Raw genomic sequence first — 18,174 nt, forward strand, 5'->3', positions numbered from 1 at the left:
CCCGTGGGGTCCGCCGAGTGGCGGCGTAGAGATAGACGGTTGTTGGAGCTGGCGGCGCGTTGGTATGTAAAACACTACGTCGGGGGGAGAAATATAATGAAGCTCCTGGGCTTGTCGGAAGAAGAGAGATATGGGGTGGCCTCTGCGTTGTTGGCCGTGTTTGTAAATGCGATGACGGGAGTGGTGAAGGCCGCACTTAGAGACCTCTTGGTTTATAGGGAATTTGCTGTCGTATACGGCGACGAGATCTTTGGCGCCCTAGACGTGGGGAGGACAGTGGCTGTTCTGCCTGCGGGAGTATACGCCTCGTTGACGTACCTCCCCTCGCTTCAAGCGCCTGAGTATGGGATACTGAGGCGCATGGCCTTGAAAGTAGCGAAGTGGGAGAGAGAAGCCGCCGTCGACGAGGAGATGAGGAAGGACGCCGAGAGGCTGAGGCGGATTGCCAAGAGGTTGCCTAAGGCATATGGCAGAGCGGCAGTAGACGTAAGAGAGGGGCCGCCTTGGCTGAGACAGGGCTGGGCTATCTACAGGGCAGCCAAGGCGCTTGTGGAGGGAGAAATATACGTGGGGGAGAGGAGGGGGGTTGGAAAGGCGTTGAAGTTTGTCAACTGGCGCCTATACGAGATGTATATAGCTATGCTTGTGTTAGAAGCCCTACGGCGCTTGGGTTGGAGGACGGTGGGGGTAGACGTGGAGAAACGCGCTGTCTTAGTCGAAAGGGACGGTAAAACCCTGGCGGTGTATCTTAACAGAGCGTTGCCACACCACTCCATAATAGAGGAGGTCGCCGGGGACGAGGTGAGGGGGAGGCCGGATTTAACTGTCGCAAACGCCGATGTGAAAGCCGTGGTGGAGTGTAAATACTCAGACAGGCCGGGCTATATCGCAAGAGGCCGCTTCCAAGTGATGACATATATGTGCGAATACGGTGCAAAAATTGGGATATTGGTATATCCAGCCGTGTCGGAGGAAGAGGCCGAGGATGAAGAAGAGGAGACGGCAGTTAGATGGGCAAACAGCGGCAAGCCGATCCGTATGAAAGACGGCCGCGCCATATACCCCCTGAGGATAGATCCGGCTGATGGAGCTACCGCAGATGAGGCCAGGAAAAAACACCTTGGCGATGTGATGAGACTATTGGAGAGGTCATTATAAGATTTATATATCTACGTAGTGCTTTTTATGGATCTGCTTAGAGTTGGGGTGGCTCTGGTGGGGGTGGCGCTTCTCATCATCGCGCTGGTGGCTCTGGCCTTCTATCTGGACGTCCGGGGGAGGATGGCGGCTCCGCAGGTGCCTTTTTCGGCCTTCTGCTATGGGGGGTACGTAGTGGTCTCCGCCTATGTGGATCTGCGTAATGTGACTGTGGCTGATGGGTCGGGGAGGGTGCTCTGCGCCTTCGACTTCTTGAGGGCTGGGTCGGAGAGGGTGTGTAGGGTGGGCAACGGGACTGTTGCCGTGGTGGAGGCGGGGGGCTACAGTAGGGTGGTGGTGTGCCCCGGGCCGCCCCGGCCGGTAAGAGATTAAAACTCCTCTCTTTTTCCCACTATGCTTAAGGTAGAAAGACAGGGCCCTGTGGCTAGGCTTGTCTACAAGTCTGGAGATAGAGAGGCTGTGGCTGTGGGCCCCGTGTCTGACCTCCCTACGCTCCTCGGCCTCTTTGTGGCTCAGATGGCGAGAGAGGGCTTCACTGCTGAAGACATGTGCTCTGCCTTGAGAAAAGTTTTGGAAGAGCTGGGGCAGTTTTCTCCTTCGTAATCACCGAGAAGAATTCTGTATTTTTGACACAGGCGGAAGGCTAAATATTCATGTGTGCATCTACGGCGTCTCACGTGGGGCTCTGTCTCGACAGGGCTTGTCTCTGGAGGAGGGCCCCACGACCCCGCGCCTGAGGTAGCCTAGCTACTGATGAAGGCGTGGGCGAGGAGAAAGTCTCTAGGCGTAGGGACAGACGGCGTGAGTGAAAAAAGGGGGGTTATTTTTCTCCGTATACCCTGGTTCCGCCGGTTTCGGCCTTCTTTTTGCCTGTTTTGGCGAGAGCTGCCAGTAGCGCCGCGCCTACTGCGGCGATTATGACAAGTACGACGGCTTCAGTTGGGAAGGGGGCTGGTGCTGGGGCTACTGTGAGCGTCGGCGTAGGTGTTGGAGACGGCGTGGGAGTAGGCGTTGCCGTTGGTGTGGTTGGCGTTGGTGTTTTACTTGGCGTGGGGCTTGGGGTTGGCGTGGCTGTGGGCGTTGGGGTGGTTGGAGACGGCGTGGCTTGGCCTATCTGTATTGTTGTGGGTTGGCCTCCTGGGGCTTGTATCTGTAGTGTGGTTGGCTTGTCGTATTTGAATCTATATTGGTATACCGGTTGTTCGCTTGGGTAGGAGGCGAGTATTTTCTTGCCGTCTACCGTTAGGAAGGGTATGCCGACGTTGGGGTCTTCTGCCTTTATTGTCACTGTCACTACGTCGCCGGGAGTGGGGAACCTGGGCATTATCTTTTCTATGGCTACGGCGGGGGCTGGGGCGTAGTCTCCGATGGCTAGCCAGACGGGCTTGCCTACTATAGAGATGTAGTACCGTGTGTATTTAGCCAGTGGGTGTTTCTTCGCTTCTACTAGCTGGGCTGTGCCGTTTAGAGTTTTGAGGCCTTGGTACTGGCCTGGGAGGTCTATGGCTATTGTGCCGGGGAGGAGGTCGCTGTCGATGTATATCTGGGCGGCTTTAGTGCCCCAGGTCACCACGGCGTAGTTTTTGTAGGTGAGGGTTTCTGGGTCTATCTGGACGCGGCCGTCTGGGTAGACGACGTAGGTTCTAAAGCCGTGGGACTTGTCTATGGAGCCGCCTAATGTCCTCGTGGTGACGAAGTAGGTGCCGTTTATCACTACTGTGGAGTTGCCGGAGTGTACGTGGCCGGCCATCACTAGGGCCACCCTGTACCTTATCGTTAGGTTGAGAAATCTCTCGTAGGTGGGCCGGTTGTAGAGGTAGCTGGTGTAGACGATGTAGTAGGGCCTCCTCCCGGTGGGGTCTCTGTTGAGTCTGTCTATGTCCTGGGGGCCGCGGTAGGTCTCGACTATATACGCATCTCTTAGGTAGAAGGGCGGGTGGTGTATGAGGACTATCTTTACCTTGTCTGGGTAGCGCCTCAAGATGTCGCCGTAGAATTTGACCTGCTCTTCTGTTAGATAGCCGTCGTGGCCGCTGTCTAGGCCGATTATTAGATAGGGCCCGACGACTCTATACCAATAGGGGGGCCCTACGTACCTCCTGTAGTTGTTCAGTGGGTCGTCGCCAGCGTGGTCGTGGTTCCCCGGTATTGCGAAGATGGGCTTTGTAATTGTGGAGGCGTATCTGACGAGTAGGGCGTACTGCCAGGGCTGGCCTCCGACGTCTGCGAGGTCGCCGGTGAGGAACACGACGTCGTAGGGGCCGGAGCTGGCGTAGAGAGCGCCGTGGATTAGGCGGTATACAGAGGCCATGTCTAGCTCAACTCCCACATGTATGTCGGTAAGCTGGATTATCCTAAGAGGCCCCGTGACGTTGCCGACCCAGACGGCCTTGGGCTCGTATATCTCACCGCCGTTGATGACTATGTCGTATAGGCCGAGTGGGGCGTCTGCTGGGACATAGGCCGTGATGACGTTTCCAGAGACGTTAAACCTGAGTTCTAGAGGCTTCTCCATCCCGGGGGCGGCTAGGGCGACGCTTTTCACCACAGTTGGTGCGTCAAGCGTGATGTTAAAGACGCCGCCTGGAGTTACGTATGTCGGAACCGCCCATCTGGGGTCTGTAATTGATGCGGCAAATACAAGGGCTACTGTGAGGAGTATTTGAAAAAGTGGTTTCATTTTCTACGGAGGGCTAGCGCGGCTGCTACTATTGCGAATATCAAGGCGAGGGCTGTGCCGACGAAAGCTGTGGTTTTGGCGTTGTTAGCCTCAGCCACGGCGGCGTTGAGCTGTTGGGCGAGTTGATCTATCTTCTGGCTTAGAGCCGCCACTTGGCCGCCCACGGCGTCGACCTTAGTAGATACCTGCGAAACGGCGTTTTTAACGGCGGAGACTTCGTTTTGTAGCGCGGCGGCTGTGTTTTTAAGCGACGAGACATCAGATGTGATTTGGGCCATCTGACGGACTTGGTAGACCATCGTCGTGAGCTCTCTATAGTTGCCAGTGGCCCACAGGAGGAGGTTTCTTAGGAATCTAGGCCCGTCTAGTTGGACCCTGTAGTAAATGGGGGCGGTCATGGGCTCGTAGCCGCCGTATGGCGTCTCGCCGGAGAGGATGAGCACGCTTCCGCTTGGCATAATCTCGGCAGCCATCAGCGCGAAGACGCCGCGGTCGCCTGCCTTGTGGGCCTTTCCATCTCTGCCTTTGCCGTCGGCGGAGGTCCTGTGCTCAACTATAGTGCCCCTCTCGGTGGTTCTGGCTATCACGTAGATATTGCCGTAGGCCTTCTGCGTCTCTGGGCTTGTGGCGGGGACCCACCTCCCGTCGGGCAACACTACGGCGATTACGCCAGGGCCGTGGAAGAGGACGCGCTGGGCGAGGAAGCCGAGGAAGGCCAGCTGAGGCGGCGGGTCGACAACGCCTATCACTCTATAGCCAGCTCTTGCGTTATACTGTGGATCCTCTACTGAGACGTAGTCGACTCTAATGTGGGCGCCTAGGTATTCAGCTATGTCGTTACAGACGGCTTGCGACTCCTCCGAGCCCTGGGCTGGGTAGTCGGAGTCGGCGGCGCACCACAACACTTTGCCTCCAGACTCAAACCATTTCTTTAAGGCGGCTAGCTCCGCCTCGCTGAGGGGCTTAGGCGGTTGTCCGAGGATGATCACATTAAACTTGGACAAGTCGATAGTAGAGAAGTCGCCTCGTATTATCGTGGCCATTTTAGTGGCGTTTAGCTTCGACAGGGTGGGGTCTAGCTTGGCGTCTGGCGGAACGAGGACGTATAACATTGCGAAGTCTGTAATCGCCAGGGGGTTAGCCGTGGAGTTGACCCAGAAATCCAGCCCTTTTGTGGCTTCGCCATGTGCTACATCTACTAATACTGGCACATAGAGTTGTTGGGCGGCGGCGAGGGCCGCCGCCAGGAGCACCACCACGAGTTTGGACTTCATATACCTAGATACGTCTGGTTTTTAAAAGTAGATGCCTATAACTGAAAGCCTCGCCCTAGGAGTAAATATTTTTAACATAGGCTTCTGAAGACACATGCGTATAGGTCTGCTTGTGGGGGCTGTAGCTGTGGTAGTAATTGCGCTTATCGCCGCCCTCCTCGCCACACAACAAGCCCCAGCGCCGTCTCCAACCACCCCGACGCCCACAGCCACGCCAACCCCAAGCCCCACGCCAAGTAAAACACCAACGCCCACGCCAACTACCACGCCTACTCCCACGGCGACTACTCCGCAGGTCTGTACTACGTTGGTTGTTATTACTAGACATCCAACTGACATCCTTGATGTGACAAGGACGCTCTTTTTACAAAGCGATGTGGCTAGGAGGTATGGGATTAGAGATGTGGTTTTTAGGCCTGTAGCCGCCGCCCAGTGGAGAGCTATAATACAGACGGGCCAGGCAGATGTGGCGTGGGGAGGTGGGCCAACTCTCTTTGACTCGCTGTATAAAGACGGCCTTCTGCTCCCGTTGGAGGGAGAGGAGGTGAAGAATGCATTAGCCCAGATTCCCAAGACTATAGCAGGTATGCCTATGACTCGGACGGGGCCGGATGGCAAAGTCTACTGGGTGGCTTGGGCAGTCTCTAGCTTCGGCATCACCATAAATACGAAGGTTCTCAAAAGCCTCGGCCTGCCCGAGCCGAAGAGTTGGACAGACCTGGCCTCGTTTGAGTACGGCAAGGCCGTGCTGAGGGGTTCGCCGGCTGCTGGCCTGTCGCAGTTGACTAAGTCTACTAGCAACACTAGGATTGCTGAGATCATACTACAGGCCTACGGCTGGGACGAGGGGTGGAGGGTGATTACTCTCACCGCGGCCAACGGAAAGATATACGGCGGTAGCGAAGCCGTGAGAGATGCAGTTATAGCCGGCGACATAGGCGCTGGGTGGACTATAGACTTCTACGGCTATACGGCACAGCTCCAGAACCCAGACACGAAATATGTTGTGCCGCCAGATACCTCAGTCAACGGAGACCCCATCGCCGTGGTGAAGGGGACTAAGTGTAGAGAGGCGGCCGAGGCCTTTGTGGCTTGGGTGATCACCCAGGGGCAGGTTGTAGTGTTTGACCCCAAGGTGAACAGGATGCCGGTCAACCCCAATGCCTTCAACACGCCGGAGGGGAGGAAGAGGGCGGATCTCAAGGCCGTGTACGACTACATGCTCAACCTCAAGACTATAAACTTCAACGACACCCTGGCTCTCGCCACTGAGAACGTGGTGATGTATTACTTCGACGCTGCGATTACTGACAACGCCCAGCTTCTCCAAGACGTTTGGGCTAAATTAGTCAAGGCCTATCTCGCTGGAAAGATAGATAAAGCTACGGCAGAGGCTCTGGCCAAACGTTTGGGCGAGCTGGTCACCTTTGTAGACCCGGACACTGGCCAGCCTGTTAAATTAACTATGGAGTACGCCATGAAGATTAACGACAGAATTGCAAACGACGCCGCCTTCCGTGACAAAATATACGCAGCATGGAGAGATGCTGCCAGGAAGAAGTATCAAGAAATTGCTTCACAAATCCCCTAATCCCCTCTTTTTCAGAGTATAAACCCGTACCTAGTTTTCAACACTCTTGTAGTTAGTGTTATAGCCGCCACCTGTATTAATACCAGAATTAGGCCTAGAGTTGCGGCTTCTTGCACTCCGTAGAGACCGCTTTCGAACCTCTCCCGCATAAAGGCGGTTATTGGCATGGCTGTGTCTTGGCCAACGCCCTTGAGGACGCCGAGGGTAATACTGAGGGAGACTTCGCTGGTGACGTAGACAAAGCCTATCAACGCCCCGCTGAGTATGTTGGTCTTGAGGAGGGGCACTAGTATCTTCCTCAAGACGCCGAAGTATCCATCGCCGAGGTTCATAGCTACCTCCTCCATAGAGGGGTGGATCTGCTGTAGCCCGGCGTATATGCTACGGACTACGAAGGGGAGCTTCCTGACGGAGTAGCCCACGATTAGGTAGAGCTCGGGGTGGCGGAGGGGGTCGAGGGCTTGGGCGAGGGCGGGGGCCGTAGGCTTGAGAAATGTCGACAGTTGGAGTGAGGTGAGGAAGTAGGCGTAGGCCACGACGAGGCCAGGTATGGCTATGGGCATCGTGGCCAAGGCGTCTAGGGCGTCTGCGGCGGGTCCTCTAGATCTAGCCGCGGCCAGAGCGATTAACAGCCCTATACCCACCATTATGAGGGTGGCCGTAACTCCGTAGTAGACTGTGTTTATCACGCCTCGGAGGAATAGTGAGTTTTGGAAAACCTCGGCTATGCGATCCGCGGCGTTTTGTAACGAAGGCGCCTCTGGGAGTGGAGTAGTAGTCCACCTCTCTGCGAAGACTAGCGCTATTGCGCCTATGAGGGGGGCCGCCGCTGTGAGGACTAGGGGAAAGGCGATTAGATATATCGCGGCCTTGCCCAGGGGGCCTGGCCTGTAGACCCTCGGCCTGAGCTGTCTAATCAACATGGCGTATTGTCTCAGTCCGACGTATTTCCTCACGGCGAGGAAGGCTGTTATTGAGATTGTGAGGAGGATTAGGGCGAGGAAGGCCGCAGTTGGGCTTATCTGCCCACGTAGTTGGTCTAGAAACTTAGAGTAGACTTGGTATGAGAGGAGCTTCCGAGCGGCTGGGTCGTCTTGGAATATTATGGGGGCTGCCACGTCGTCTATGGCGAAGATGAAGACGAGGACGAAGGCGGCGGCGAGGCCCGGCGTGGAGAGGGGGAGCACTACGTCGCGGATTGTCCGCCGTTCGTCTGCGCCTAGATTCGCAGCCACTTCCTCTAGCGTTGGGTCGACTCGAGTGAGTGCGGCGTAGATATTTAAATACGCTATGGGAAGGAACATTAAGATCTGTACGATAGCTACGGCGGCTAAGCCGGAGATCTCTATCCGGAGGGGGAGGAAGGCGCTTAGTATCCAGTTTAGAGTGCCCCAGCGTGGGTCTAAAAACTTCCTCACGACGTAGGCTGTGGCAAAGGGCATAACGATTAGGGGGAGGGTGGCTAGGAGGCCTAGGGCTGTTCTGCCGGGGAATACGTATTTGGCGAGGACGTAGGCGAGGGCGAAACCCAGCGTTGTGTCGACGGCTGCGACGAGGAGGGCGACCCAGAGGCTGTTTATAATCACGCCGAGGTCTGGCCCCCGTATTACAAGAGTAGGCGGGTCTGTCGGCCTGATATATATTGCGTTAGAGAAGGCGTCGGGAGAGAGGTTTATGTAAAAGGGGTCTGTTATCGATGTGTATATCTCGCCTATCCCTGCGAGGACTTGCCAAAAGATAAAGACTATCGGCGCCACTAAGAAGAGCCCTAGGTATGTATACCCCAATGTCGTCGAGAGTTTGATAAATCTCATGTCTTAAAAGCCCACGCTCTGGCGATTTCTATTTGGATCTCTTCGCCGGGACGCGCTGGCGGCTTCGGCCCCTCGGCTTTGAGCGTCTTGTTGCTACATCTCAGAGTTGTCTGGTAGAATCTGCCTAAGAACACTACGTCTTCGACAGAGCATCTCACGCCGCCGAATCCCATATATATATCCTCTGGCCTTATCACTACATACACCTCGTCTCCTTGCGAAACTTTCTGTGGGGTCTCTGCTGTTATAATAAAGCCGATGTCTATTACGGCAACTTCTCCCCTGGCCTCTACGACGCGCCCACGGAAGAGGTTTGACCTGCCTAAAAATGTGGCGACAAAGAAGTTTTGAGGCTTATGGTATATCTCTTCGGGGGTTCCCACTTGTAGTATTCTCCCGGCGTTCATCACAGCAACGCGGTCGGCTACGGCCATAGCTTCTTCTTGGTCGTGTGTGACATATAGCGTAGTGATAGAGAGTTTTTTTGCTATTTTCCTAACCTCTTCTCTAAGCTCCACTCTGAGTTTTGCATCCAGATTTGCCAGAGGCTCGTCTAAGAGGAGGACCTCTGGCTGGACTACCAACGCCCTCGCCAGAGCCACCCTCTGTTGTTGCCCCCCAGACAGTTGGAAAGGCCTTCTATTGCTTAATTCAGCAAGCCCCACTAATTCTAAAACCTCCTCTACCCGTCTCTTTATCTCCCTCTCTGTAAGGTTAAACTGGTTTTTCTTTAAACGGAGGCCGTAGGCGACATTTTCAAAAACTGTCATGTGAGGCCAGAGGGCCCAGGTCTGGGGGACTATCGCCGTGTTTCTCTGTTGGGTTGGTATTTTTGTAACATCGCGGTCGTTGAAGTATATTCTGCCGGAGGTGGGCTCCTCTAGCCCGGCCACGAGACGGAGGAGTGTGGTTTTTCCACAGCCAGACGGCCCCAACACGGCTAGTATCTCCCCGTCGTTTATTACGAGATCTACGTCATCTACAGCCACTACTCTGTTGTCAAAAACCTTCCGAAGTTTTTCAAGACGTACAATAGTCACATTGTCAATATGGCTAAGATATATAAACTATGGTCTGCGAGTTAAGTATATAAACAGTGTCGTAGATGCTGCCATGACATTTGTCTATCCAGACGCCATAATCTCCACGGCGGGTCATGTCGACCATGGGAAGACCCAGACTACATATGCTTTGTCTGGCGTGTGGGTTATGAAACACAGTGAGGAGATTAAAAAGGCCATGACTATAAAGTTGGGCTATGCCCAAGTCGGTATTTACGACTGCGGCGAGGAGTATTACTATACAGACGGCATATTGATAAACAACAAATGTCCAAACGGCTCTGAGCCCAAGCTTGTTAGAAGAATTTCTATATTAGACGTGCCGGGGCATGAGGTGTTAGTGGCGACTATGGTCTCTGGCGCAGCTGTTGTAGATGGAGCTGTGCTTGTAGTAGACGCCTCCCAGCCCGCCCCCCAGCCTCAGACAGTGGAGCACTTCGCCGTCCTTGACATTATCGGCGTGAGGAGGCTAGTTGTTGCACAAAATAAGATAGATCTGGTGGTCAAAGAGAAGGCGTTGGAAAACTACGAGCAGATAAAGAAATTTCTAGCTGGGACGTGGGCAGAGGGGGCTAAGATAGTGCCTATATCTGCTCTACATAGAGTAAATATAGACGTCTTAGCCACCTATATCGCCAAGACTGTGCCGCCTCGTGAAGCAGAGCTTGGAAAACCCGCGAGGTTTTCTGTACTCAGGAGTTTTAACGTAAACCCGCCGGGCACTCCCCCCGAGAAGCTCAGAGGCGGAGTACTCGGAGGCACTCTCCTCCAGGGGGTGTTAAAAGTTGGAGATGAAATCGAGATTAGGCCTGGGCTAAAGGTGGATAAGCCCAAGCCCGGCTACCAACCGATAATGACAAAAGTCTTGAGCATCGAATACGGCGGTTATAAAGTAGATGAGGCGAGACCCGGGGGGCTTGTCGGCATTATGACTGGCCTAGACCCAGCGCTTACTAAGGCAGATGCCCTCGCTGGGGCAGTCGCTGGAAAACCCGGCGCCCTCCCCCCCGTGTGGACTACTGTTGAAATAGATACCAAGCCCATCCCTAGATCTATAGAGGGTAAGACAGAGCCTTTTAGACAGGGAGAAGTTGTATTAATTGCCGTGGGCCCCGCCACAGTGTTTGGCGTAGTACAAGCTGTCAAGAAGGATTTGGTTACTATAGCTTTGAAAAAAGCTGTATGTGCCGAACAGGGGTCAAAAGTTGTTGTTATTAGACAGGTCAGAAATAGGTGGATTGTGACAAACTACGGAGTCTTAAAGGGAGGCACAGTAGCACTCGAATAGCCGCATAGGGCTCAGTCCGCGGAATAGATCTCACCAATCGAGAGGGGGCAAGTCGTCTTCATTGCTATATGGACTTAAATGTATATATTTGAACTTTCATATTCTTAGTGTGTCTACTTAGGGTAAACCACGCCGGGGGGCCCGACTGGGCGGCTGTGGGAGTGTTGCTAAGGAGTGGAAAAGTGTTGTTAATTAAGCGGGTGGAGAGAGATGGAGACCCCTGGTCTGGCCATGTCGCATTTCCCGGCGGCAGGTGGAGACCTGGCGAAGATCTTTTGGGGACAGCTGTCAGAGAAATCGAGGAGGAGGTGTCTATACAGGTAACAGACGTCGCAGGGGCCCTCCCCCCGTTTTCTCCAGGAAACGCACCTTGGCTTAAAGTTGTCCCATTTATATTCACGGGGTGGGTCGGAGAGCCTAGGCCAAATCCGAGGGAGGTTAGAGAGGCGCGTTGGGTTGGCAGAGATGAGCTTAGAGAAATCACTTGGGGGGGAGAGGCCGCCTTTGAAACAGGCGGGTGGATCATCTGGGGCCTCACCTACAGGATTTTGAAAAAACTTATCGACTGCGGCTTGTTTTAACTATTCATAGCGCAGAGCGTCGACAATATTGAGTCTACTGGCTCTATAAGCGGGGACGAGTACGCCGAGGATATTGGCGCCGATCACCACGGCGGCAGCCGCCCCCACCGCAATAGGCGAGATGGCCAACTTGAGGTATACGCCGGGGCCTAGCGATATTGGGATAGCTGAGGCCGCGGCCAATATGGGAAGCGCCGCAAGTACGCCCGCCCCCACCACTATGAAGGTCTCCAGCAGTAGCATAGCCATGACGTGTCTCCTCTTGAACCCCACTGCACGCATGATGCCTATCTCTTTAGTCCTCTGGAGGATAGATATTGTCACAGTGTCGTAGAGCCACATCGCGGTGACCAACGAGCTGATGCCCGCCAGCGCCCCAAGGCCGATTTGTGCAACAGAGGCCAGCCGGCCGATTTGCCTAGCCAGAGTTTGAGGCGTAATCACCACGGCGTCTGGGAAGTAGGGCCTCAGCGCCTGGGCCAGCGCCTCGGCGGCCTGGGGGCTCCTGGCCACTATGTAGAGGATTATATACCTCCTCTCTGGGTACAGGGCGTTGTCTGCCAACACGTCTGCGGCCCCGATAAAGCCCGTCGACTCGAAGACGCCCGCCGCCACCACCTCGACGACACTTCCGTCGCTTCTCGTCAACGTCATGGGGGACCCGGGCGCTACCGGCATATCGCCGGCCGTACGAACGCGGCTGTTTACCATCACCAAGGGCCCTCCGACGTAGAGCTGGCCGCTTCTCAAAGCCTCCTTAGGCAGGAGGAGCCCTAGGTACTGAGGCGGAATGTAGTACACCGTCACGGCACGCTCCGTCCCGTCTGGCAGCCTGAGTCTTCCAAAGTCCTGTGCTATGGGTATCACCACCCCCTCCTTCGCCACAGCCGTAGCTGTGGCCGCGTCTGCCTCCGTGAAATAACCCCTCTGGGCCATAACCCACACCGTGTTTAGGCCCAGCTGCTGGAAGGCCGACTCCACAGCCGACTTCGCCATCTCCCCCACAGACAGCGCCACGGCCAGCGCCAGAAAGGCCACGAAGACGCCCATAGCCGCAAGTGCCGACCTCCCCGCCCTCTCTCTGACAGACTGCCAAGCCAGCCTAGCGAGGTCTGGCAACACGCCCCCTCCACAAGCCGACGGCCACCACCGCGGCTCCCAATGCTGTGAACGCGGCCAAGACGAGCCACGTCTGTTCCGACCCGCCGCTCTGCTGAAGTGGTGTGGCGGCAGACGGCGCGCTGGCGTTGACGTAGAGAGCTACGGCGCTTCGCGCCGCGTAGGACCTCCCCAAGACGTCTTTGTAAATAGCCGTGATGGTGATATTGCGCAGCCCCGCCCCGTCGGCTACTAGGGTGAAGACTGCGTCTTTACTCCCCTGCGGCTGTATTGCCCCCAGCGGGGGCGGAGCTTTTACAACTCTTGCGCCTGTTACATTTACAACGACGTCTCTCGCATCGACTCCCCCTGCGTTGAAGAGCCTAACCGCCAGGTAGAACGGCTCCCCCGCCGTAGGCGTCTCCGGCACCACCGAGGTCTGTATGTAGAGCTGCGGTCTCTGGAGCGCCACTAGGTAGAGAGTCCCGCTGTATTCGCCAGAAACCCCCGAGGCCAGGGTGTAGGCGGCTCTGTAGCCAATGGCCACGTTCCCCACCACATCTGCGGGGATTTGTATGGGGAGCTCCACGGCCCCTCCCCGGGCTCCGAGGCGGAACGTGGTCTGTGGAAACACCGCCCCAGACACTGGGTAGAGGGTGATCACGAGATGAGATATGTTTACCCTAGGCGTCACTGTCACCTTCACCACATGACTACCGCCGGCCGCCACCTCCCGCGGCTCAACATACACCTCTAGAGGCGCCTTCTGCGACGCCACAAGCGCCACTGAGCTTCTCGCAGTGTAGCCCCCAGCAGACACGGCCACGTCGATGGTAACGACGCCGGAGGTGGGGATGAGCAAAAGGTCGACTCTCGTCGTGCCGTTGCCCGAAAATCTGACAGGCGTCCCCGTGAGAGAGGCCGCCCCGGCGACAGACAGCTCCCCCACGTAGGGCCCGGGAGCTGTGACGTAGATAGACACCTTGTTGACGTCCCCCGCCGTCAAAACGCCTGGTTGCGCGGTGACGTTGAGGGGAAACGGCGAAATTGGGTACACGGGCAACTGTAGCTCTGCTCTGTCCACTGCCCCCGTGTCCAGCTGGACGGTCACGGGGACAGTGGCGTGACCTCCTGCGGCGCAGACAGTAGTGTACACCACGCCGTGTCCCCCGGCCAGCGGCGCGGACCCGTCAGGCACATACACCGTGCCGTTGAGGGGAATGGGGTAGGACACCGAGATGCGCACCCTCCCGCACCCCCCGGCCGGAAGCCACGGGGGGTAAGCCTCTAGCCTAGGGGCGGGCCTCGGCTGTACAGAAAGAGGCACTTGCCTAGAGACGGCGACCTCCCTCCCCAGGGCGTCCCTAGCCTTGACCGTGACCACAAGCGATGCCGAGTAGTCCAGCGGCGCTACGTCTAAATACGCCGTGAGATTGCCGATGTCGCCATAATACACCGCGGGGCTGTAGAGCCTTGCGCCAACTGCCGAAACCTCCACAACCCCCAGGTAGCGGTAGCTGTCCCAAACCCTAAGCAGAATCCTCCCCCTGGCCCCCAGATATAGAGAGCCCACGGCCTCCGCCTTGGGAGACGGGTAGTTGGGCACCTCCACCTCTAGATAGTCTACCCACTCTACGCCGTCTGTTAAAACCCCAGACTTGTACCTATACCTCGACTTAAAAACCACGGTGCAACCTTCCCTCTGCCCCAGCCTGTCGGCTCTTACTTTCAGCACGGCCTCAAACACGCCGGGGCCGGCCGAGGCCGCCCTATAGGGCTCTGCCTTGAGGCCGCACCTAGAGAGCGAGATAGAAACGTCTACGTGCTGGTCGGCGAGGTAGTAAGACAGCTTGAGCAGACCGACGTCGCCGGGGTATTTCGGCACGTCTACCCACTGGCCCCCGAGAAAAAGCCGCTCCATGGCGGGTTGAAAAGCCACCGCCTGGCCTAGGGCTAGGAAGACGCCCGCCAGCAGGACCAGAACCGCCCTAGGCACGGCTCTTACGCTCCAGCAGCCAAGCTAGGAAGATAGGCCCGGCTAAATCCAGCGCCCACTTTGCGTATAGATACGCCACGGGCGGAGTCGGCACACCGGGTGGAGGATGCACTATCAAACTAGGCGCGGCAAATATTAGGAGAAGTACCACGCCGAAGAGAGCGCCCTTTGCGTACCAAGGCATCTTCAGCCGCTCCCACAAGACGGCCAACACAACGCCGACGATAATGTATATAATTAGGCCGACGATTACTCCGCCTACAATTGTCAAAAGTGGTAAGATTTCTACAGCCGTTTGTGCCGCCCGACGGGCTATCTCTGGCGAAGCCCCCTGCGCGATCGCCTCGCGGTATATATAGTCGGCCAGCTGATTTTTTATAGCGTCGATCCCGAAGTAATCGACAATTCCCGTGGCGAGGCCGACTATGAGCCCCGCCACAAGGCCCCACTTGACGCCTGTAGAGATCTTCATACGTCAATAGGCGCCAGTATATATAACCTTTGCCAGTTGCATCACGCCGTTGTAGACGGCGGCGCTGTGCCAGAGGGCTAGGGCGAGGGCGGCGTAGTCCAGCCAGGGGTAGCGCCTCCTCCTCAGGGCTAGGTACAGCACGCCGGCGTTTTTGCCGGCCGCCACCAGCCATATAGACTCGGGGTGGTGGTTCACGAAACGTAGCATCACCTCGTAGGCGCCGAGGTGGCCCACGGCTATGTAGGTAAGGAGGGCGTCGAAATATATGAGGAAGGCTAGCGCGGCGTAGACCAGAAGCCGCATGTGGCTGTATAGGAGAATGTATATATATTAGTTTCGGGAGTTTTTACGTGTCTTGTGAAACTGAGGCGCTTGGGAGGTACCACATATTGGAGGGGCCCAAGATCAAGATTAGGGCCTCGGCGGCCCGGGCGCTGATAGAGCGGCACTACGGCGTGGCGGGCCACGCCACAGTAGAACTCTGTAAGTGGACTAAGGATGCGCTGGAGACCGGCAGATCTTGCTACAAGGTGAAGTTTTACAACGCCCCCGCCGGCGGATCCCACAGATGTGTTGAGATGAGCCCCGTGGGGCTGGTCTGTAGCAACCGTTGCGTCTACTGCTGGCGGCCCACCGAGGAGTTCGACACATTCCAGCTAGAGGAGAGGTTCTACATGGAGCCGGAGGAGATCGTGAGGGAAGTCCTCGAAGAGAGGAGACGGCTTCTCTCCGGCTACTGGGGCCACCCACAGGGGAGGTATAGGATAAAGGAGGCCCTCGAGCCGACCCACTGGGCCATCTCCCTTTCGGGGGAGCCCACCATGTACCCCAAGCTCCCCCAGCTGATAAAGCTGGTGAAGTCACTCCCCTCTACGAAGTCGGTCTTCCTCGTCACCAACGGCCAGCACCCCGAGATGCTAAGGCGGCTCGTCGAGGAGGACGCCCTCCCCACCCAGCTGTACCTCTCCACGAATGCCCCCAACAGAGAGCTGTACTACTTAATAAACGTCCCTGTCTACCGCCGCGAAGACGCCTGGGAGAGGTGGCTGGAGTCGCTGGACCTCCTCGCCAAGATGCCTACCAGGACGGTCCTTAGGATTACCCTGATCCGCTCTCTGAACTACGACGAGAGGTACATACCCGAGTTCGCCCAGATAGTCAAGAGGGGCAACCCGCACTTCGTGGAGGTCAAGAGCTACATGCACCTCGGCCACTCCACCCAAAGGCTGAAGAGGGAGGACATGCTAAGCCACCAAGAGGTGAGGGAGTGGGCGTTTAAACTTCTGGCGGAGCTCGAGAAGATAGGCGCCAGGTTTAGATACATGGACGAAGACGAGGCGAGCCGCATCGTCGTGATCCAGAACATGGACCGGTACGTCGACAGGTGGATCGTTCCGCCTAGGTGACGTCTACCCTGTAGGGCGGCTCCTCCCTTAGGTGAAACACCTCGAACCTCACCCTCTTGGTCTCGACGGCCCTCCTGACCTGACGCTCGGCGTCGTTCAACGTGGCGGTTTACCCGTCTTCACCTCTATAAACACCGCCTCCTCCACCTGCCCCCGGCTCAGCCCCCTAAATGCCATGTAGTCCACCGGGCTCCCAATGAAGCAGAGGTCTTTCGGCTCGATCCCATATCTCTCGAATAGGTAGAGCGGCACCAACTGCTCCCCGACTCTGCCCAGGATCGTGAAGGCGCTTCTCTCGACGGCATTGCGCCTTATCTCCTCCCGCCTCTTCACCTCCAGTTGCTGTCTATACCGCTCCTCCAGCTACCTCCTTGCGGCCTTCGCGGCTGGCATGGTGGGCGCTGTCTCGGCCGCGACGGCCTTCTTTACAGCCGCTGTCGTCCTCGCCCTCGCGGCGCTGGCTCTGTACCTCAGGCGCGGCTTCGCCGAGCTTAAAGCCGTTGACTCCAGCTTCGCCCTAAGCCACCTGGGCGTCAAGCTGATGCTCTACAGCTTGGCGGCCATCGGCGCATCGATCGCCATCTCGGGGGCGTATCGGGGCGATCCGCCGACGTTCCCCAGAGACCTCAACACGCCTAGGGGAGCCGCGGGCTTGGCGGCTCTAGCTCTGCTACTGGCCAGCCTACCCCTTGGGATAGCCGGCTACGCGCTCGTCTTCATACTGGGGGCGCTGAGACTCTACGACAGATTTAGAGACAAGAGGATGCTGGCGGCCGGCCTCCTCTACGCGGTGGACATGCCCGCGCTGGCCATAAAGGCGGGCGGGCGCTGACGCTCGCCGGCCATGTCCTCATGTATCTAGCGCTACGGCAACGCAAGCCATGAGACCTAATCTCGTGGAGACCCTTGCCAAAAGAGTAAGGGAGTATCCCCAGAGGTTTGCCCAGTGCGTGAGGGCGATAGTGAAGAGATACGGCGGCGAGGTCTCCGTCTTCCTCTTCAGCTCGAGGGCTGCCGGGATGCACGGCGCGGTAAGCGACTTCGACATACTGGTTGTGATTCCCAGCTACGGGGACTACTTCGATACAGCGGCTGAGCTCAGAAGGCTCTGCCGGGGCGTCCCCGTCGACATTGTGGTAGACGGCGTCTTGGCCCAGATGCTTAGGGGTTGTAAAACTCTACACGACGGCCTAGGGCTGGGCCTCTGTGTAGAACATAAATAGAGATCTCCTTACTAAAGAGTTATGGAATACGACGAGGTGTCGGCGGGCGCCGTGGTATTCTACAGGGGGGAAGAGGTGGAGTACCTCCTCCTCCACTACCCCGCGGGCCACTGGGACTTCCCCAAGGGCAACGTAGAGCCGGGGGAGACGCCGGAGCAGACAGCGCTGAGAGAGATCAGGGAGGAGACGGGGCTGGAGGTGGAGCTCATCCCTGGCTTTAGAGAGGAGGTGGAGTACGTCTACACCAGAGGGGGGAGGAGGGTGAGGAAGAAGGTCATATTCTTCTTGGCGAGGGCTAAGTCTAAGGAGGTCAAGCTGAGTTGGGAGCACACAGGCTACGCTTGGCTCCCCTTCGACAAAGCCTTGGCGAGAGTGACCTACGAGACGTCCAGGCGCGTCCTTGCCAAGGCGCACCGCCACGTAAAAACACTGGATGGCGTGTAAATTAGCCGAGACGCCACCTCTCCCAATGCCGTGATAGACACTCCTCAAGCAGCCCGCGGTGGCAACGCGGAGACATTTGCAGGTTCCG

The 18,174-nt window shown here is 56.9% G+C and carries 19 protein-coding genes; 10 read left to right on the forward strand and 9 right to left on the reverse strand.

Features of this window, described 5'->3' with window-relative positions; genetic code table 11:
- The first annotated feature begins 3 nt into the window (after positions 1-3).
- From PISL_RS00375 to PISL_RS00385, 3 genes are read left to right on the forward strand one after another with little or no spacing between them, the layout of a single operon-like run.
- On the forward strand, positions 4-1,158 hold the full coding sequence (locus tag PISL_RS00375; protein WP_011761831.1) for a hypothetical protein: 1,155 nt from the start codon (positions 4-6) through the stop codon (positions 1,156-1,158).
- A 27-nt stretch (positions 1,159-1,185) separates the two neighbouring features.
- Positions 1,186-1,530 carry a hypothetical protein gene (locus PISL_RS00380; protein WP_011761832.1) on the forward strand — a complete coding sequence of 115 codons (345 nt, stop codon included), beginning with the start codon at positions 1,186-1,188 and terminating at the stop codon, positions 1,528-1,530.
- A gap of 21 nt (positions 1,531-1,551) precedes the next feature.
- Positions 1,552-1,761 carry a hypothetical protein gene (locus PISL_RS00385; RefSeq protein WP_011761833.1) on the forward strand — a complete coding sequence of 70 codons (210 nt, stop codon included), beginning with the start codon at positions 1,552-1,554 and terminating at the stop codon, positions 1,759-1,761.
- A 217-nt stretch (positions 1,762-1,978) separates the two neighbouring features.
- Here the strand turns inward: PISL_RS00385 and PISL_RS00390 are convergent, their stop codons facing one another.
- Positions 1,979-3,838 carry a metallophosphoesterase family protein gene (locus PISL_RS00390; RefSeq protein ID WP_011761834.1) on the reverse strand — a complete coding sequence of 620 codons (1,860 nt, stop codon included), beginning with the start codon at positions 3,836-3,838 and terminating at the stop codon, positions 1,979-1,981.
- Complete coding sequence (locus PISL_RS00395) at positions 3,835-5,112, reverse strand: ABC transporter (RefSeq protein ID WP_011761835.1); 1,278 nt, start codon at positions 5,110-5,112, stop codon at positions 3,835-3,837. The genes PISL_RS00390 and PISL_RS00395 overlap by 4 nt, the downstream gene beginning before the upstream one ends.
- A 94-nt stretch (positions 5,113-5,206) precedes the next feature.
- On the opposite strand from PISL_RS00395, the gene PISL_RS00400 reads away from it, so the two are divergent.
- On the forward strand, positions 5,207-6,703 hold the full coding sequence (locus PISL_RS00400) for an ABC transporter substrate-binding protein (RefSeq protein WP_011761836.1): 1,497 nt from the start codon (positions 5,207-5,209) through the stop codon (positions 6,701-6,703).
- An 11-nt stretch (positions 6,704-6,714) separates the two neighbouring features.
- Here PISL_RS00400 and PISL_RS00405 read toward each other — a convergent pair whose 3' ends face one another.
- Together PISL_RS00405 and PISL_RS00410 are read right to left on the reverse strand one after the other, a co-directional pair.
- Positions 6,715-8,517 carry an ABC transporter permease gene (locus tag PISL_RS00405; protein WP_011761837.1) on the reverse strand — a complete coding sequence of 601 codons (1,803 nt, stop codon included), beginning with the start codon at positions 8,515-8,517 and terminating at the stop codon, positions 6,715-6,717.
- The gene (locus PISL_RS00410; RefSeq protein ID WP_011761838.1) at positions 8,514-9,557 is read right to left on the reverse strand and encodes an ABC transporter ATP-binding protein; all 1,044 of its coding nucleotides are present in this window, start codon (positions 9,555-9,557) and stop codon (positions 8,514-8,516) included. Before PISL_RS00410 ends, PISL_RS00405 begins: the two co-directional genes overlap by 4 nt.
- Before the next feature lie 73 nt (positions 9,558-9,630).
- Between PISL_RS00410 and eif2g the strand changes: the two genes are divergently transcribed.
- Together eif2g and PISL_RS00420 are read left to right on the forward strand one after the other, a co-directional pair.
- Entirely contained in the window at positions 9,631-10,866 is a 1,236-nt protein-coding gene (gene eif2g, locus PISL_RS00415) for a translation initiation factor IF-2 subunit gamma (RefSeq protein ID WP_011761839.1), read from the forward strand.
- Between the two features lie 107 nt (positions 10,867-10,973).
- Positions 10,974-11,447, forward strand: coding sequence for an NUDIX hydrolase (locus PISL_RS00420; RefSeq protein ID WP_011761840.1), 474 nt, complete (start codon positions 10,974-10,976; stop codon positions 11,445-11,447).
- Here PISL_RS00420 and PISL_RS00425 read toward each other — a convergent pair whose 3' ends face one another.
- The 4 genes from PISL_RS00425 to PISL_RS00440 are packed head-to-tail and all read right to left on the reverse strand — an operon-like array spanning position 11,448 to position 15,316.
- The gene (locus PISL_RS00425) at positions 11,448-12,569 is read right to left on the reverse strand and encodes an ABC transporter permease (RefSeq protein WP_011761841.1); all 1,122 of its coding nucleotides are present in this window, start codon (positions 12,567-12,569) and stop codon (positions 11,448-11,450) included. It lies immediately after the preceding gene.
- Positions 12,550-14,541, reverse strand: a complete 1,992-nt coding sequence (locus PISL_RS00430; protein WP_011761842.1) for a COG1361 family protein — start codon at positions 14,539-14,541, stop codon at positions 12,550-12,552. The genes PISL_RS00425 and PISL_RS00430 overlap by 20 nt, the downstream gene beginning before the upstream one ends.
- Positions 14,534-15,013: a hypothetical protein gene (locus PISL_RS00435; RefSeq protein WP_011761843.1), complete on the reverse strand. Its 480-nt coding sequence runs from the start codon at positions 15,011-15,013 to the stop codon at positions 14,534-14,536. Before PISL_RS00435 ends, PISL_RS00430 begins: the two co-directional genes overlap by 8 nt.
- A gap of 3 nt (positions 15,014-15,016) precedes the next feature.
- Positions 15,017-15,316 carry a hypothetical protein gene (locus PISL_RS00440; protein WP_011761844.1) on the reverse strand — a complete coding sequence of 100 codons (300 nt, stop codon included), beginning with the start codon at positions 15,314-15,316 and terminating at the stop codon, positions 15,017-15,019.
- 47 nt (positions 15,317-15,363) lie between these two features.
- Here PISL_RS00440 and twy1 point away from each other — a divergent pair, with 47 nt between their 5' ends.
- The gene (twy1, locus tag PISL_RS00445) at positions 15,364-16,419 is read left to right on the forward strand and encodes a 4-demethylwyosine synthase TYW1 (RefSeq protein ID WP_011761845.1); all 1,056 of its coding nucleotides are present in this window, start codon (positions 15,364-15,366) and stop codon (positions 16,417-16,419) included.
- A 96-nt stretch (positions 16,420-16,515) separates the two neighbouring features.
- Here twy1 and PISL_RS00450 read toward each other — a convergent pair whose 3' ends face one another.
- Positions 16,516-16,752: a Holliday junction resolvase-like protein gene (locus PISL_RS00450; RefSeq protein WP_053240227.1), complete on the reverse strand. Its 237-nt coding sequence runs from the start codon at positions 16,750-16,752 to the stop codon at positions 16,516-16,518.
- On the opposite strand from PISL_RS00450, the gene PISL_RS00455 reads away from it, so the two are divergent.
- Genes PISL_RS00455 through PISL_RS00465 form a run of 3 tightly spaced genes read left to right on the forward strand, consistent with a single transcriptional unit; the run spans position 16,700 to position 18,086 of the window.
- Positions 16,700-17,251: a hypothetical protein gene (locus tag PISL_RS00455; protein ID WP_167827568.1), complete on the forward strand. Its 552-nt coding sequence runs from the start codon at positions 16,700-16,702 to the stop codon at positions 17,249-17,251. The genes PISL_RS00450 and PISL_RS00455 overlap by 53 nt on opposite strands.
- A gap of 49 nt (positions 17,252-17,300) precedes the next feature.
- Positions 17,301-17,642 (forward strand): nucleotidyltransferase domain-containing protein, encoded by a 342-nt coding sequence (locus tag PISL_RS00460; protein WP_011761847.1) that lies wholly within the window; start codon positions 17,301-17,303, stop codon positions 17,640-17,642.
- Between the two features lie 21 nt (positions 17,643-17,663).
- Complete coding sequence (locus tag PISL_RS00465) at positions 17,664-18,086, forward strand: bis(5'-nucleosyl)-tetraphosphatase (RefSeq protein WP_011761848.1); 423 nt, start codon at positions 17,664-17,666, stop codon at positions 18,084-18,086.
- The last annotated feature ends 88 nt before the right edge of the window (positions 18,087-18,174 follow it).

The sequence above is a fragment of the Pyrobaculum islandicum DSM 4184 genome (assembly GCF_000015205.1).
In the GTDB taxonomy this organism is placed as follows: domain Archaea; phylum Thermoproteota; class Thermoprotei; order Thermoproteales; family Thermoproteaceae; genus Pyrobaculum; species Pyrobaculum islandicum.